General features: G+C 41.9%; 11 protein-coding genes. 8 read left to right on the top strand and 3 right to left on the bottom strand.

Features of this window, described 5'->3' with window-relative positions:
- Nucleotides 1–109: 109 nt before the first annotated feature.
- Nucleotides 110–937, bottom strand: a complete 828-nt coding sequence (locus tag AC3CH4_RS09735; protein WP_488542900.1) for an ABC transporter substrate-binding protein — start codon at nucleotides 935–937, stop codon at nucleotides 110–112.
- Between the two features lie 453 nt (nucleotides 938–1,390).
- On the opposite strand from AC3CH4_RS09735, the gene AC3CH4_RS09730 reads away from it, so the two are divergent.
- From AC3CH4_RS09730 to AC3CH4_RS09705, 6 genes are all read left to right on the top strand, one after another.
- The gene (locus AC3CH4_RS09730) at nucleotides 1,391–3,025 is read left to right on the top strand and encodes an ABC transporter substrate-binding protein (protein ID WP_061021763.1); all 1,635 of its coding nucleotides are present in this window, start codon (nucleotides 1,391–1,393) and stop codon (nucleotides 3,023–3,025) included.
- A gap of 55 nt (nucleotides 3,026–3,080) precedes the next feature.
- Nucleotides 3,081–4,055: an ABC transporter permease gene (locus tag AC3CH4_RS09725; protein WP_048659636.1), complete on the top strand. Its 975-nt coding sequence runs from the start codon at nucleotides 3,081–3,083 to the stop codon at nucleotides 4,053–4,055.
- An 8-nt stretch (nucleotides 4,056–4,063) separates the two neighbouring features.
- Nucleotides 4,064–5,053, top strand: coding sequence for an ABC transporter permease (locus AC3CH4_RS09720; protein WP_054547310.1), 990 nt, complete (start codon nucleotides 4,064–4,066; stop codon nucleotides 5,051–5,053).
- A complete protein-coding gene (locus AC3CH4_RS09715) occupies nucleotides 5,053–6,006 on the top strand; it encodes an ABC transporter ATP-binding protein (RefSeq protein ID WP_054547311.1) in 954 nt (317 codons plus the stop codon). Before AC3CH4_RS09720 ends, AC3CH4_RS09715 begins: the two co-directional genes overlap by 1 nt.
- Before the next feature lie 10 nt (nucleotides 6,007–6,016).
- Nucleotides 6,017–7,006: an ABC transporter ATP-binding protein gene (locus AC3CH4_RS09710; RefSeq protein ID WP_488542899.1), complete on the top strand. Its 990-nt coding sequence runs from the start codon at nucleotides 6,017–6,019 to the stop codon at nucleotides 7,004–7,006.
- Nucleotides 7,007–7,083: 77 nt separating this feature from the next.
- Entirely contained in the window at nucleotides 7,084–10,527 is a 3,444-nt protein-coding gene (locus AC3CH4_RS09705) for a hypothetical protein (RefSeq protein WP_488542898.1), read from the top strand.
- A gap of 89 nt (nucleotides 10,528–10,616) precedes the next feature.
- Here the strand turns inward: AC3CH4_RS09705 and AC3CH4_RS09700 are convergent, their stop codons facing one another.
- Nucleotides 10,617–11,612, bottom strand: coding sequence for a LacI family DNA-binding transcriptional regulator (locus AC3CH4_RS09700; RefSeq protein ID WP_146455857.1), 996 nt, complete (start codon nucleotides 11,610–11,612; stop codon nucleotides 10,617–10,619).
- A 548-nt stretch (nucleotides 11,613–12,160) separates the two neighbouring features.
- Here AC3CH4_RS09700 and AC3CH4_RS09695 point away from each other — a divergent pair.
- Both AC3CH4_RS09695 and AC3CH4_RS09690 read left to right on the top strand, forming a co-directional pair.
- The gene (locus AC3CH4_RS09695; protein ID WP_488542897.1) at nucleotides 12,161–13,759 is read left to right on the top strand and encodes a family 16 glycosylhydrolase; all 1,599 of its coding nucleotides are present in this window, start codon (nucleotides 12,161–12,163) and stop codon (nucleotides 13,757–13,759) included.
- Nucleotides 13,760–14,213: 454 nt separating this feature from the next.
- On the top strand, nucleotides 14,214–15,545 hold the full coding sequence (locus AC3CH4_RS09690) for a carbohydrate porin (RefSeq protein WP_488542896.1): 1,332 nt from the start codon (nucleotides 14,214–14,216) through the stop codon (nucleotides 15,543–15,545).
- Between the two features lie 280 nt (nucleotides 15,546–15,825).
- On the opposite strand, the gene AC3CH4_RS09685 is transcribed toward AC3CH4_RS09690, so the two are convergent.
- A complete protein-coding gene (locus AC3CH4_RS09685; RefSeq protein ID WP_171330504.1) occupies nucleotides 15,826–16,704 on the bottom strand; it encodes a helix-turn-helix domain-containing protein in 879 nt (292 codons plus the stop codon).
- Between the last annotated feature and the right edge of the window lie 7 nt (nucleotides 16,705–16,711).

The following is a 16,711-nucleotide window of genomic DNA, read 5'->3' as shown; positions in this document are numbered from 1 at the left end:
TGGCTCAATGACCCTAGATTAAGATCGTTTCGAGGGTCATTGTGTTGTTTTCGTAACTTTTCGATGGGTTTAGGGCAAGTTAGGGCTCTATTATCATTACCATTTATGTTTATGAGGCGAATTGAGATTGAAATGCTCCAAACTCGTCAGGCAACTCTGGATTGGTGAGGTTAATGATCTTACGGCTTTCTAGTCTAGTTGAGCTCACCACATTTCCAAAATGCTGGTTAAACAGTGAATCAAACTCACCACTGAATATGAAATCTTGAAGCTTATCATCCAATAATTGCGCAAATTGCACTTTGTCTGGGTGTACATAAAAGACCAAAGGAAGAGGGTAATAAAGCAAGGTGCTTTCTTCTATCATTAGCCCTTCCAGCAAGCTTGCGTGTTCTTGGTATATACTTTCTACTTCGTTGGCGCCGAGTGACACATAATCACATTTTTTATTTGAGAGAAGTTTAAGAACCTCTGGTAACGTTCCTTGCTCTAGTACTCGATATCCATTTGATCTAAACAGCTCAGCGTCAGCCCATGTCGCCGGAATTCCAGCCGTCAGTGATTTCAATTGATCACTATGGATATGCTGAAATGTAGGTTGATCTTGTTCCCTAACGACTAAAATACGGTGCCCAAGTAATCCTTTGCAAATTGGAGAGTTGAGCTTGATTAAAGGTTTGTTTGCAAATTTTTTGTTCCCTGCGACTGTAACGAGTACGTCATAATCCTTGTTGAATATATTCCCCTCATCCTCTGCTCTCGGAAAATCGGTCTTGTCGTCGTGAACGACAACAGATTCATTTGAATTCCAATTCAATAAGCTGCGGATCAGTTCGAATTCGTAGTGCTGTCTTTTATTTGATTTATTGCCATTCCAAAAGTTAAACATATCTGTCCTAAAGGCTAACTCATATTTTATACCTTGATATGCTGTCATAGGTTCAAAATCTAAGAAAGCGCTTTCTTAGATTTTTGAGAGGAGTATCGATAGTCGGAGATTATGAAAATGGAGAGCGGTGATGAAAAGACTATTTGAGAAAGCGCATAAGCTAATAAATGACCAAGAAAATAGATGATCAGTATTCGTGATGAGGTTACTTTTGTTTTTTCTTTAATTTACTGTTTTATATGAATTTTATTATTATCTGGGTAATTAATGTGATGAATGGCACTGTTATATATATCCGCTCTCTGCCTGTTTTAAATTTGTGATCTATGGTTCGTTTCATTCAATTGTAAGTTGAAGAATCATAGAATCAGCTTATTATCCATCTAAAGAAAGCGGTTTCTTGAGGTGAGTAACCGATAGTAAATACTAAAGAACCCCCTTTTTTTAAAGTTAAAAGAAAGCGCTTTCTTTCTGATTGTTATCATTAAAAAGGACAACGTGATGCACAAAAAAACATTGATTGCTTCGCTCGCCATTGGAGCTTTATTTGGAGCATCTGTACAAGCAGATGAAGTAAAGCAGGGCGGTACGCTAACGGTGCCGATTATCAATACTGGTTTTGTTGAAAACTTCAATCCGTACACAACTAAAGACCTACTTCATGGTGTGATGTTTGAACCTCTAGTTGTATTTAACAACATGACGGGTGATGTTGATTACCGATTAGCTGAATCAGTTGAATTTTCAGAAGATCTTAAGACACTAACTCTTAAGCTTCGTGAAAACCTGAAGTGGTCTGATGGTACTAAACTAACAGCAGAAGACGTTGTATTTAGCTTTATGCTAACTAAAGACGCTCCAGCATTTGACCAAAAAGGTATTTGGTCAGCGGGTAACCTGCAAGAAGTTACTGCTTCTGATGAGAGAACGGTTGTCTTCTCACTGGCGGAAGCGGATTCTACTTTCGCTTGGAACCTAGAGCGTTACCACGTTGTACCGAAGCATATTTGGTCGAAAGTTGAAGAGCTGACAACGTTCACCAACTTGAACCCAGTAGGTAGTGGCCCAATGACCACGGTTAAATACATCAAGCCGCAACAGATGGAGCTATGCCGAAACCCTAATTACTACCTAGAGAACCGCCCGTACCTAGATTGTGTGAACTTCCGTTCTTACAATGATAACTCTCAAATCCAACCGGCCTTAATTAAAGGTGAAATTGATTGGGGTTCAAACTTTATCGCTGACGTTGAGTCAACGTTTGTTGGTGTTGATAAAGAAAACCATCATTTCTGGTACCCCGCTAACGATGCGATTCATCTTTACGTAAATACTAAAGAAGCGCCTTTTGATGATCTTCGCGTTCGCCAAGCATTATCTATGGCACTTGACCGTGAAACTATCGTCGATATTGCAGCTTACGGCTACCCAACGCCTAACTACAATGCTGGTGGTATTGCTGAGCTTTACGAAACGCATATCGACAAAGCTGTATCTGCTAAATACGCGGATCTGACACAGTACGACGCTGAAAAGGCGAAAGCTTTACTTGACGAAGTTGGTCTAGTCGATAAAGACGGGGATGGATTCCGTGAAAAGAAAAATGGCGAAGCATTTGAGTTCGACATTGAAGTCGTTGCGGGTTGGACTGACTGGATTCAAGTTGTTCAGATGGTATCTGAGTACTACGAAGAGGTTGGTGTAAAAGCGAATATCAAAACGGTTGACTGGTCTGTCTATGATAGCAACTTGAAAGACAGTAAATACACAATGTCTATCAACTGGTCAATGGTTGCGACTAACCCAATCTTGGCTTATCAAGAGTACTTCTCGACATCACGTATCGGGAAAACTTGGCATGCTGGTCATGGCGTTAATTCACCAGAGATCGATGCATTGATCGATAGCTTCGGCAAAATTGGTGATGCTGAACAGCAAGAAGAAGTGTTGAGCGAGCTTCAAGAATTTACGGCTACAAATCTTCCGTTTATTCCTCTGTTCTCTAACCCGACTTGGTTCCAGTACAGCACTAAGAACATTGTCGGTTGGCCTAGCGCTGAAAACCCATACGTACAACCAGTATGGTACGACGGTGGTAAGCGAGTAATCATTCTCAACAACCTACACCTTAAGTAAGTTATTTCTAATTTGGCCGTAACGTAAGTTGCGGCTCTTAGGTTAAAAGATATTTATGTCATTTCTGTTTCGTCGATTCGGTTTTTATTTCACAGCCTTTCTGATTGCTATCTCGTTTAACTTTATGTTGCCTCGCTTAATGCCTGGTGACCCAGTAGATGCTCTGTTTGCTGCTGCTCAAGGTCGTATGGATCCAGCTCAGATGGATGCGGTTCGTGAGATGTATGGTTTTGTTGATGGTAATGTTTTCGAACAATACTTTGCATATATGAAGAGTGTATTTACGCTTGATTTGGGGCCGTCTATTTTGATGTTTCCTATTAGTGTTTCTGATGTGCTTGCTATGGCACTGCCGTGGACTATGTTTCTGGCGCTTGGTTCGCTCATTGTCGCTCTCATCATCGGTGTCAGTATTGGAACTTATGCGTCATATCGACGTGAAGGGCTGTTTGGGCAAATTGTTCCTCCAGTCTTGGCTTTTATTAGCAACTTTCCGTATATCGTAACCGCGTTACTGTTGTTCTATTTCTTCGGTCTAAAGTTAGATTTACTACCTTTGGCTTACACTTATGACCCGTCACTTGAGCCCGGTTTTACGTGGGAATTTGTTTCTAGTGTGGCTAAACACGCTGTGCTTCCAATGGGCTCTATGGTCTTGGTTGGAATCGCAACATGGGTCTTCAATATGCGTAATGCGATGATCAATGTCTTGGGAGAGGATTACGTGACGATGGCTGAGGCCAAAGGCTTGAGCAGCTATCGTGTGATGTCTCGATACGCTGGTCGAAATGCCATTCTTCCTGTCGCGACCGCTATTGCTATGGCAATCGGCTTCTCATTCGCTGGCTCAATCATGACCGAAGTGGTCTTTAACTACCAAGGCTTGGGCAACATTCTTCTTAAGGGAATTGTGGCGCGAGATTATCCTTTGATTCAAGCCATTCTTCTTATTTTAGTGACCGCAGTGCTTGTTGCTAACTTTATCGCCGACTTACTGTATGTCTGGCTTGATCCACGAATTTCGAATTGAGGCACATCATGGATAATTTAATTGACACTCAAAAAATTTCGAAGCGAACAAATATACCGGCACGTGAGCCGAAATGGTCGTGGAAAAATGTAAAGAAAACATTAGGTAAAGCCTATGCTTTTTTCTACGGTAACCCACCAGCAATCATCGGTACTTTTTTACTTACGATAGTTTTAGCTGGTGCACTATTTGCCCCTGTTTTATCAACGCATAATCCCGAAAAGCGTGTTGCGCGCCCGCATGAAGCACCAAGTGCTGAACATATTATGGGCACAACTCGTAGTGGACGAGACGTGTATAGCCAAGTTCTTTTTGGGGCGAGAAAGTCACTGACTGTCGCGATTTCTGCGGGCGTAATTGCAATGACTATCGCAGTTTTAGTCGGCGTTTCTTCTGGCTACTTTGGCGGAAAAATTGATGAGCGCTTGAACTTTATTACTAACGTATTTCTCGTGTTTCCGCAGCTACCCTTGCTGATTGTTCTCGCTGCATTCTTAGGGCAAGTCGGTTCGTTGGTTATCACTATGTTGTTAGGAATAACCTCCTGGCCTTGGGGGGCGAGGGTAATTCGTGCACAGACCATGGCAATTAGAAGCAAAGAATTTATCATTTCTGCAGAGGTTATGGGTGAATCAAAAATTCGTATTATTTTAGTCGAGATTTTACCTAACTTAGTTTCGATTGTTTTTGGTGGCTTCCTTGGCACGGTTATCTACGCAATGGGGTCTGAAGCTGGTCTTGGTATTTTAGGTTTAGGTGATGCAACGGAAGTGAGTTGGGGTTCAATGTTGTATTGGGCACAGACATCTTCGTCGCTATATACCGGAGCATGGTGGGAAATGATGGTTCCTGCATTAGCGTTAGCGATTACTGGTGGTGGATTAGCACTGATTAACATGTCCATTGACCAAGTGAGCAACCCTAAATTACGTACGGGCCCACACATCAAATTGTGGCACAAACTTAAAAAAGAAGCAGACAAACGCCGAGGTTTATAATGAGCAAGCTACTAGAAATTAATAATCTGTGTGTTGATTACGTTTCTCCTAATGGTGTAGCGAGAGCCGTAAACGACGTAAGTATTTCCATTGCGCCCGGAGAAACGCTCGGTATTGCTGGTGAGTCTGGTTGCGGTAAAAGTACATTGGCTTTTGCAATATCAAGGCTCCATAAAGCACCAGCCCTTATCTCTGAAGGCGAGATACTTTACAAAGGGCAAGATGTTTTAAAAATGAATAATAAGCAGTTACGTGACTTCCGTTGGAATGACGTTTCTATTGTTTTTCAAAGCGCAATGAACTCACTTAACCCTGTCATTACTATTGGTGAGCAGTTAACGGACGTTATTCTCGCGCATAAAAAGACACCTTATAAGCAAGCTCATGAGCGTGCGGTTGATTTATTAGAAACGGTCGGGATGCACGGCGATAGAATGTCGAGCTTTCCCCATCAACTGAGTGGGGGAATGCGCCAGCGTGTTGTTATCGCAATTGCATTGGCGTTGGAGCCTAAACTGATCATCATGGACGAGCCAACGACGGCACTCGATGTGGTTGTTGAACGTGAAATATTGAATGAACTGTATGAACTTAAGAGTAAGTTTGGTTTCTCCATTCTATTTATTAGCCATGACTTAAGTTTGATGGGTGAGATTGCTGATCGAATTGGCGTGATGTATGCGGGTAACCTTATTGAGTTAGGCGATGCTAAAACGGTATTTAGTGACCCCAAGCATCCTTATACCAAAGGGCTTATCTCTTCATTTCCGACTATTCATGGGCCAAAAGAACGCTTGTATGGGATCCCTGGAAATCCCGTCAACCTACTCGACACTCCTCAGGGATGTAACTTCCAAGAGCGATGTGGCGAATGCATTTCAATGTGCATCAAAAGTGAACCTCGTTTAGGCACAGTTGCGACTGGGCACCACGTATCTTGTCATCTAGTTTGAGCGAAAGATTATGAATACTTTAAATAACGTTGATAAAAGCGAAGTTATCTTATCAGTTAAGAACTTGGTAAAAGATTTTCCACTTGGCCAGTCAGTGAAAAGCAACATGATGCGAGCGGTTAATGATATTTCATTTGATCTTCGAAAAGGAGAAGCATTAGCGATTGTTGGCGAATCTGGTTCTGGAAAAAGTACAGGTGCTCGAATTCTTACTCGCATTTACGATAAAACTGCTGGGGATATTGAATTTAAGGGTGAGCCATTATCTGACTATATTGAAAAACATGGTGAGCTTGAATATGCACGCCAAGTGCAAATGATTTTTCAAGACCCGTTTGGCTCGTTGAATCCTGTACACACGATTTACCACCATATTGCGCGGCCATTACTTATTCATAAGCGAGCAGAAAAAGATGCGGTTCCTAGCCTTGTTTATGAACTCCTTGAAATGGTTGGGTTGACGCCAGTAAAAGAGACAGCAGAGAAGTACCCCCATGAATTGAGTGGTGGACAACGACAACGTGTGGCTATCGCACGTGCAATTGCAGTGAGTCCTGAAGTTATATTGGCGGACGAGCCTATCTCAATGCTTGATGTGTCCGTTCGATTAGGCATCTTAAACCTAATGGCTGACTTGAAAGATAAGCATGGTATTTCGTTTATGTACATTACTCATGACATCGCGACGGCGCGTTATTTTGCTGAGAAAACGGCAGTTATGTACGTTGGACATATGGTGGAGTGGGGCAATAGCGACAATGTAACGCAGAATCCACAACACCCATATTCTCAGCTGTTGCTTTCAGCGGTACCTGAAGTCGGTAAATCAGGTAAGCGCGATATGAATGTGAAAAAGGGCGATATCCCTTCTTGGAAGCCAAGTAGTGTCGGTTGCCCGTTCGCAAGCCGTTGTATGAAAGCCGATAAGCTTTGCACGCAATCGATCCCAGAACCGACTCAAATTGCAGAAGAGCATTTTGCTCGCTGTCATCACCTATAAACCTTTAATCCTTTTTTGAAACGCAAAAGAAAGCGCTTTCAAGAAATTAAGAGTAAGAATTTTTTTGGAATTTTGATATGAAAAAAGACAATAATTTCACATCTGAAGTCGATGGTAAGTTCGTTGATTTAGATGGTGAGCGTTACTACCAAATCTCTAATGTTGACCAAATGACGCCGTTTTTTATTAGCGTTGTATCGTCGAGCGATCACTGGTTATTTATTTCATCGACAGGCAGCCTTTCAGCAGGACGCATTCGTCCGGAAAATGCGCTTTTCCCTTATAAGTCTGTCGACCATATTCATGAAAACGCTGAAAATACGGGGTCGAAATCCATTTTTCGCATTGAACACGGTGACAAGGTTGTACTTTGGGAACCGTTCAACACGTTTCATGATGGGATTTTCCAGGTTGAACGTAACCTTTACAAAAATACGATTGGAGACAAGATCGTATTTGAAGAAACAAACCATACTTTGCAACTGAAATTCCAATACAGCTGGAATACGAGCGAGAAATACGGCTTTATTCGTCGTTCAAAGCTGACCAATTTAGCGAGCTTCGAGCGTAAAGTTGAAGCGCTAGATGGCTTACAAAATATACTACCTTCAGGCGCTCCACTATCAGCACTCCAAACAAGAAGCGCATTAGTTGATGCGTACAAGTGGAATGAGCAAGTTGATGGTAGTTCCTTAGCACTATTCAGCATGTATGCCAAATTGAGCGATAGAGCGGACCCTGCTGAATCTTTGCTGGCGACGACAGTCTTTAGTTTAGAAACAGAAACTAGCCAAATTTTACTGACTAGCACTCAGGTGAATGCATTTAGAAAAGGGCGACCGATTGAAAGTGAGCCTTTGACTAAAGGGATTAGAGGAAGCTATTTAGTTCATAAGTCTCTGACACTGCGAGCACATCAAACCAAAGTTTGGTCGATTGTCGCTGATATAGACAAGACTCATTCCGATATCTGTCAGCTTCAATCTGAGCTCTCTGTTCCTGCTAACCTAGTATTAGCTTTAGAAAAGAGCATTGCAGATAATCAAAATGAATTGATCACATTGATGTCTGGCGCGGATGCGTGGCAAATAACAGCTGAAGAAAATACAAGCGTTCACCATTATGCCAATGTGTTGTTCAATAACATGCGTGGTGGCGTGTTTGAAAACGGCTATATGTTAGAAAAGGCTGACGTAGTTAAAACTATGGAAAAGGCCAACTCTCAGGTAGTTGGCCGCCATCAAGACTTTTTTGAACAGTTAGGGGATGTTTTCAGCCATTCTGAATTAGTTTCGCGCGCTAAAGCGACAGGAGATTCTCAATTAGTTCGATTGAGCTACGAGTATCTACCGCTTACTTTTGGACGTCGTCATGGTGACCCTAGTCGCCCTTGGAACCACTATGAGATCAAGCTCAAAGATGAAAATGGCGAACGCTTACTTTCTTATCAAGGCAACTGGCGTGATATTTTCCAAAACTGGGAAGCGATGGCTCTTAGTTATCCTGGGTTCATCAAATCATTCATCTCTAAGTTTGTTAATGCTTCAACGGTGGACGGCTACAATCCGTATCGAATCACTAAAGATGGTGTAGATTGGGAGCTGTTAGAGGCGGATGATCCTTGGAGTAATATTGGCTACTGGGGCGATCATCAAATCATTTATCTCTTGAAATTCCTTGAGCTAGCGGACAAGTTTGAGCAAAGCGAACTCATTGAATTACTAGAAAGTGACATTTTTAGTTATGCCAATGTGCCTTACGAGCTTTGTGGAGTGCAAGGTCTCTTTGATAACCCTAAAGATACCGTAGAGTTCAACCAAGACCTGCAGGAATTGACAGAGCAACGTGTCAAGAGTTTAGGTAGTGACGGTCGCTTGCTGATGACGGGTGACCAAGAAGTTTATATGGTCAACTTAATGGAGAAGATACTCGTACCTTTGTTGGCGAAATTGAGTAACTTAGTGCTTGATGGTGGTATTTGGCTCAATACACAACGTCCAGAATGGAATGATGCAAACAACGCTATCGTTGGCAACGGTCTGTCAATGGTAACCTTGTACTACATGCGTCGCTATGTTGCCTTTATGCAGCGCCTGTTAGAGAAATCACCATCTTCATACAGTATTTCCAAAGAAGTGTTTGAGTGGATGTCTTCTGTTACACAGATTGTTTCAGAGGCAAATACAGAGATTCGTCAAGATACGGTAACTCGTCAAACTCGCAAAGCAATGCTGACTAAGCTGGCTAAATCCGCTGCTAACTATCGTGAGCGTGTTTACCGAGTAAATGGATTTTCAGGGAAAACGAAAGTTGAGAAAGAAGCGATTGTTCAATTGATGGGCGCGAGTTTAAAAATCCTGGATTCTACGATTACAAACAACTTGCGTGAAGACGGTTTGTACAATGCGTATAACATCTTGAGCTGTTCTGGTGAGAGCTTAATGGTTGAAGAGCTTTACCCGATGCTAGAAGGGCAGGTTGCAGTCTTAAGTTCGGGTCTATTATCACCTAAACAAGCGGTTGAGTTGTTGGATAAATTGTTTGCTAGTGATATGTATCGTGCTGATCAAAATAGCTTCATGCTTTACCCTGACCGCGAGCTGGCTTCTTTTATGGACAAAAACTGTTTAGACGCTAAAGACATTGATCAGAGCAAATTGTTAAGCATGATGGTTGTTGCCAAAGATAACAGATTAGTAAACCAAGACAGTAAAGGTTCTTACCATTTCAATTCAAGTTTTGAAAACAAAGCTTTCCTTCAGACTGCGATTGATGAAATTAAAGCTGATTACCCGTCAATTAGTGATGATGAATTTTGTCATGTATCTAGTTTGTATGAGCGTGTATTCAACCATAAAGCCTTTACTGGGCGTTCGGGAACCATGTTTGGTTATGAAGGTTTAGGTTGTATCTATTGGCATATGGTTTCTAAGTTGCTGCTAGCTGTGCAAGAAAATTATCAGCATGCTTGGAGTATGGATTCTAATAGTAAGGAAACTCTTAAATTAGCGGATTACTATTACAAAGTGAGAGCTGGTATTGGCTTCAACAAAACGCCGGAAAACTACGGTGCGTTTCCGACGGATCCGTATTCTCATACGCCAAAGCACTCTGGAGCACAACAGCCAGGGATGACAGGGCAAGTTAAGGAGGAAGTGATTACCCGTTTTGGAGAGCTAGGTCTAGAGGTCGTTGAGGGCACAATTGTAATTAACCCATCACTTCTTAGTCCTAAAGAGTTCTTGCAAAAAGCGGCGACTTTTGACTGTCAAAATATTGAAGGACAAATGCAGAGCTTTATTGTTCAGGCTGGGCAACTGGCGTTTACTTACTGTCAGGTACCATTTATTTACCAACTCAATGATGAGCCAACACAGGGTATTGAAGTTCAGTTTAAAGACGGAACAAGTGAGGCATTTGCATCGTTAACGCTAAATCATGAAATGGCTTCACAGCTCTTTTCTCGTAGTGGTCTCATTGAGAAAGTTGTTGTCGTATTGTCAAAGCACCAGTTACTCTAATTCTAGTTTAAAGTGAAATAAAAAGGCTCTAAGTGAATACTTAGAGCCTTTCTTATAAGTGTAAAAATAGGGTGTTTGATTTACGAAAATCAAAGCTTGGCCACGGACTCTCTTACAATCAATGTCGGGGTTAATTTGTGCTTCAATGGGTAGTCGCGTTTATTAATTAACGATAAAACACCTTTTGCAGCTTCTTCTCCCATTTCATGGACAGGAAAGTCGACCGTCGATAAGCGAGGACGAATATGCTGGCTATGAGTATCGTTATCGAAGCCTACGACCGAAAGGTCTCGCCCAATAATGAGGTTTCGCTCTGCTGCTACGTCATATACCGCAAGTGCAATGTTATCGTTTTGACAGAAAATTGCGGTGATCTCCGGGTCTCGATCTAACAAGCGTCGTGCAGCGTCGTGGTTGCCTTGATGATCAAAGCGCCCCTCTACAAACAGCCCTGCATTGTATTCGATTCCGAACTCTAACAATGCATTTCGATACCCTTGAAAGCGATCTCTACTATCAACTTTACTCAACTGGCCTGTGATACAAGCGACTTTTTTATGCCCGTTTTCAAGTAAGAGCTTCGTTGCAAGGTAGCCACCAAGCTCATTATCAATGTAAATACAGCGATCAGAAATCTCAGGAATAAAACGGTTGAGAACAATCATTGTTTCACTGCCTTTCGCTATTTTGATCAGTTCGTCATCACTGAGCTTGTCTGAGTGAACAATGAGGCCATCCACAAGTTTAGATTGCAAAAACTGGATGGAGTCTAGCTCTTTGGTGCGTGATTCTTGGCCACTGGTAACGATCAAGTGGATATTGCTCTGGCGAACAGTATCTTCAGCCGTGTGCATTAATGGGCCATAGAAAGGGCCATCAAGTGAGCCGACTAACATGCCGATACTATTTGAACGGCTAGATGCTAGAGCTTGGGCAAATGCATTCGGTTTGTAACCTAACTGCTCAATCGCTTTGAATACTTTTTCGCGATTGGCCTCTTTTACCGTAGGGTGACCATTCAATGCTCTTGAGACGGTTGATTGAGAAACTTGAGCAAGTTCAGATACTTCTTTAATGGTGATCAATGGTAGTGGCCTTATCTCTATTAGGAGTTAACTAAGCTATATTACCTTTGTGGTTTGTACGAGCCTAGTAATCCAATGATTAATATTTGAAAACTCTGAACTGCTTAACGCTTAATTTAATTCTTAAGCATACAAAGTAAGATAACGGATATTTTCATAGACACCATAAAATATCAAGAAAGCGTTTTCTTTGGTGCTGTTATCAAAGAAAACGTACTTTTTGAGTATTGAACAGATATTTTTTAAAAAGACACCAGTAAATATAGGCCTCTTAGGAAATTAATTCATCGATCCGCAATGAAATTTAATTGGGGTTCTGCTCGAATTACAATCAATTTTAACAAAATGTGAAATCAAACAAGAAAGCGCTTTCTTTGGGTGATCATGGTCTCTTTTTAACGCTAGGCACTTTTATATACTCATTTTCATAAAGGCGAGCATGGTATCTCCGTGTCATGTTCGTAAGTCACTCATTAATCGATTTTATCTTTATGGGGCACCCATATTACGTGTCGCCTGTTTGGAAGGTCGTGATACAAGGAGCTGTAATGCAACATCTCAACACTCAGGTAAAAATATTAGCGTCTTTGACTACCGCGGCATTGATGTCCGGTTGTACGACGGTAGAACTACCGGCTTCTGGCAGTGCCGACTTAGCTCAAACCGAAAAGCCGATTGTGCTATCCCATTTACCGGTTGTTTCAAGCTCTGATTGGCAATTGGTGTGGGAAGACCAGTTTAACGGTGAGCAAATAAATAAACGCAATTGGTCATTAGAAGCGAACTGCTGGGGAGGAGGGAACAATGAACAACAGTGCTATACGGATGATCCGAATAACGCGTTTGTTAAAGATGGCCTTTTACACATTGTCGCGCTGAAGAAAAGTCATACTGGGCCTGATAATGCTGAAGGCTCGCTTGGTGGAGCAACGAAGACTCTTCCTTATACCTCTGCGAGATTGAGCAGCAAAGACAAGCGTGACAACAAATATGGCCGTTATGAAATCAGAGCAAAGTTACCTGGTGGACAAGGTTCATGGCCCGCAATCTGGATGCTGCCAACCGATAATAAATATGGCACATGGGCAGCTTCTGGCGAAATCGATATTATGGAAGCGGTTAACCTAAACACACTTTCAGATGCGGCGGGAGCGAAAAATGATGATCTAGAGAGCCGAGTCTATGGGACGTTACATTACGGACGAAATTGGCCAGACAATGTTTATAAAGGGCAGGCCGCGACATTGCCAAATGGTGTGAACCCTACTGATAGCTTCCATACATACGCGATTGAGTGGGAAGAAGGTGAAATTCGTTGGTATGTAGACAATATTCATTACGCGACTCAAACTCAAGAGGGTTGGTACAGCCAATATGAAGCGGAAGAAGGGAAACTCATTAATGCGAGTGGAGCAGCTCCGTTTGATGAAAAGTTTCATTTGTTATTGAACTTGGCTGTCGGTGGGGCGTGGTCAGCAAACGCAAATGATAAAGGAATCGACGAAGGTTTGTTTCCGAAAACAATGCTAGTTGATTCAGTAAAGGTTTACCGTTGTAAGGTTGATCGTTGGAAAGGAAAAGGGTGTGCAAGTCGTTCTGAACACGCAATACAAGTAATCGGGCACGAAGCTCCAGAGATCTTAGCAACCGATGATAGTTATGCCGATGGAGCAACGTTGGAGATTTTTACCGAAACTCTTAACGCAAGCTTGGCTTATGCAAGTTATGACCCATTGGATATTGTTGACTATCAAGAACTGACCGAACCAGATCGTGGAACAGTGCTACAAGTGAATAAGAGTCAAGGAGCAGGAAATATCTATTTTCGTTCTCCTGTAACGGATGTGACACATTGGCAAGAAACGGGTGAACTGGTCTTTGATTTGAAAGTTGAGAGTATGGCTGATGGGGTTGAACTACTGGTTAAGATGGACAGTGGTTGGCCGAAAACAAGTGACTATACCGTGCAGCTATCAGTAATGAATGAATGGAAGACGGTACGTATTCCAATAGCTGACATTTTAAAGAGAGACAACCGTTTCGCTGGTGGGAATCAAGCTGATCCTACAATGATCACTAACCTATTAGTGTTTGAGCCTCAAGGAGAAATGAGTTTTAAATTAGACAATATTCGATTTGAAAAGTAAGCCTTTTAACTAGTTACTTTTAATCAAAGCTTGAATAGAAAGGGAGCATACTATGTATGTTCCCTTTTTTTTGCGATGATTTTTGCGGGAGGAAATCGTTTATGTGCTCGAGGCAAATTCTGCGTGATTGAACGGACCGATACGTTCTTATTATGTGGTCAGTGATATTTTACTTAGTTCCATAATTGTTCAAACAAAATACTTAACATCTTGGGTTTTTGTGACTCACGCATAAGAAAGCGCTTTCTTTGTCGGGTTTGATCACGGTTTATATTCACAGGATCGATTTATACTCTTTCCATACCAACTGAGCGGTTAAAGCCAATAAGATTAAGAGTGCATAGTAAATGTGGGCTTAGATTTGATCTTCTTTAAATCTGTTCGATTGGTTTTTTTAAGAAAAATAAAGAAAGCGCTTTCTTTGTGAAAGTATAATTTAGAACATGGAGTTATTATGAAACTTTCTAAGCTTACCCTTGCTTGTTTAGTCGCTACAGCTGGCTTGTCTACTGCAACTGCTGTACATGCCGAAAAATCGGATGGATTTGAATTTCACGGTTATTTCCGTGCTGGTGTTCTATTCAGTGAAAATGATGATTTTAAACGTGCAAAGTTCCCTGCATCTAAAGAGCGTTTAGGTCGATTGGGTGTTGAGTCGGATAGTCACTTTGAAGTTGCACTGCAGAAAAATTTTGAGAATGACGGTGGTCAGAAAATTCGAATCAAAACACGAGCTGCAGCCAACAATGCGGAATATGCAACCAACCAGCTTGGTGCCAATGCCGATGCAACCAACAGCGAAATTGGTATGGCAGAAACTTTTGTCGAGTTTGAAGGTGTATCTGAAACCGGTGTTGTATGGGGGGGGAAGCGCTTTTATGGTAAAGATAATTACATCTTTATGACCGACTTTTTCTACACGGATATGTCGGGTACTGGTGTTGGTATTGAAGGTGTTGAGCTAGGTGGTAATAAGTGGGACTTTGCTTACATTGCAAGCGATGATTCTGGCGATACAAGTTTCTGGGGTGACAGCAACAATATCATGCATGCACTTCATGCTGGCGTGAACTTTGGCAGTGTTGAACTTCACGCTATGGCTAAGTATATGCCAGACAATATGGTCGATTTAGGTTTTGGTAATGGCCCAGAAGCATTCGCTGAGAATGGCTATGAAATGACGGCAATTGTTCACACTGAGTCTGTCTTTGGGTTGTCAGATAAAGGCTTTACAAAATACATCGCGCAGGCTGGTAAAGGCTTAGGTTCGGGTAACCTTTTAGGTGGTACTCTTACAACTTACAACACGTACAAGCCTGGTAGCGACTATCAAAGTTGGTTAACGACAGGCACGGGCTGTGGTACGTCTTGTTTGAAGGCTGTTGAAGAAAACGATGTCTCACTACGTGCTTTAGCATGGGGTGGGTACTTTTTTGACAATGGTGTGAATATTTTCCACTCTCTTCAAACCCAGTACAACGATTTTGACAATGGCGACACAGATGGCTGGGTATCAGCAATGGTGCGACCAACGTTCCCAATTTCAGAAAACTTCTTTATCGCTACCGAAGCTGGTTACATGTACAACTACGAAGACCGTAATGGTGAGTCAAAGAATTCTTATGATTACAAGCTAACAGTAGCACCGACTCTAGTTGTGCACTCTGGCTTCGGTCCATCTCCAGAAATTCGCTTTATGGCATCTTACCTTGATGGTGAAATGCAAGACGGCACGGGTAAAGAGGGCGACTTTGTTGTAGGTATTCAAGCTGACATGTGGTGGTAGAATTTTTTACCTTCGGGTCTTAAATGATATCGAGCATACCGGGGGAGTGGTATGACGGCCTTGCCTTTAGGGCGGGTAAGGTTCTCGATATCCCTATTTATTGCAATAGTTGAGCTCTTTCCTAGCAGCACAAAGAGTTTCATTTTTATTGCTATGAGTCTTCCATATTTGAATTTCTTTTCAAATGTGTTCTTGCCAAAGATACTCATTGACCGCTTCGAAAGAAGCGGTTTTTTTATGTGTGACATATCTAATCTTTTAAGGTTTAAGGGGCAAAGGATTATGAGTTATGGGAAGAATGTTGCTTTCTAAATTCTCGAGGGCTGCATCCATTTTGGGTCTTAAAACACTTGGAGAAATAATTGCTGTCAGAAAAGCCGCAAGACTCAGCAATGTGTTGGATGCTTTTGTTGTCGTTTAACAATAAGGTTGCCGAGTGTCGAATTTGAAGGCCTTTGATGTATTGGTTCGGGGATGTATTTAAAAACTGCCTGAATAACCTTTCTAGTTGCCTTTTGCTGATATACGCCGCTTGTGCAATGGCTTCTGTATCTAATCCTACTTCTTTGTAATGACGGTCAATATGTGCGAGAGCACGGCTCAATGCTAGGGTTGTTTTTGGTAAGCTATGGGTCTGTTCTTGATATCGCCGAGCAAGTTCTATCGCAAGTTGCTGCATTGTGCTCGTCAATATGATTTCAAACCCCTGTTCTGCATTGTCGTATTCCGATTTGATTTGTTGTAGAAGTTCATTGATTCGTTTCAACTGAGAAACTGATAACGTAAGCTTTGCTTGATATTCCGACGCTTGTCGAGCAATCGGTTCTACCTTGAAAAGTGCTTGATAGCCCGGCATTTGACGCATTGAAGGAACCTCAAAAAAAGGCAATGCCGTATCAAACATCAAGTTTACAATCTTCAGTTTATTTACTTCACAAAATCCATGTTCAATATCCCCATTAATAACAAATACATCTCCTGTACTTAAAGGGTAAGTGTGGCTAGCTACCGTATGCTTCCCGCTACCACTCACAACTAAGAAAAGTTCAGAAAAGTCATGGCTATGTACGTCAAAGTCGAAATCGTGATGACCATCGACATAGGCAAATTTTATCTGGGGATATCTCTGATGACTTTGGAGTCTAAATTTGGTTTTCATGTCGCTA

It is taken from the genome of Vibrio sp. QJM3NY_26 (genome assembly GCF_057786005.1).
Note: the sequence above shows the minus strand (reverse complement) of the source record. Positions and strands in the feature narration are given on the sequence as shown.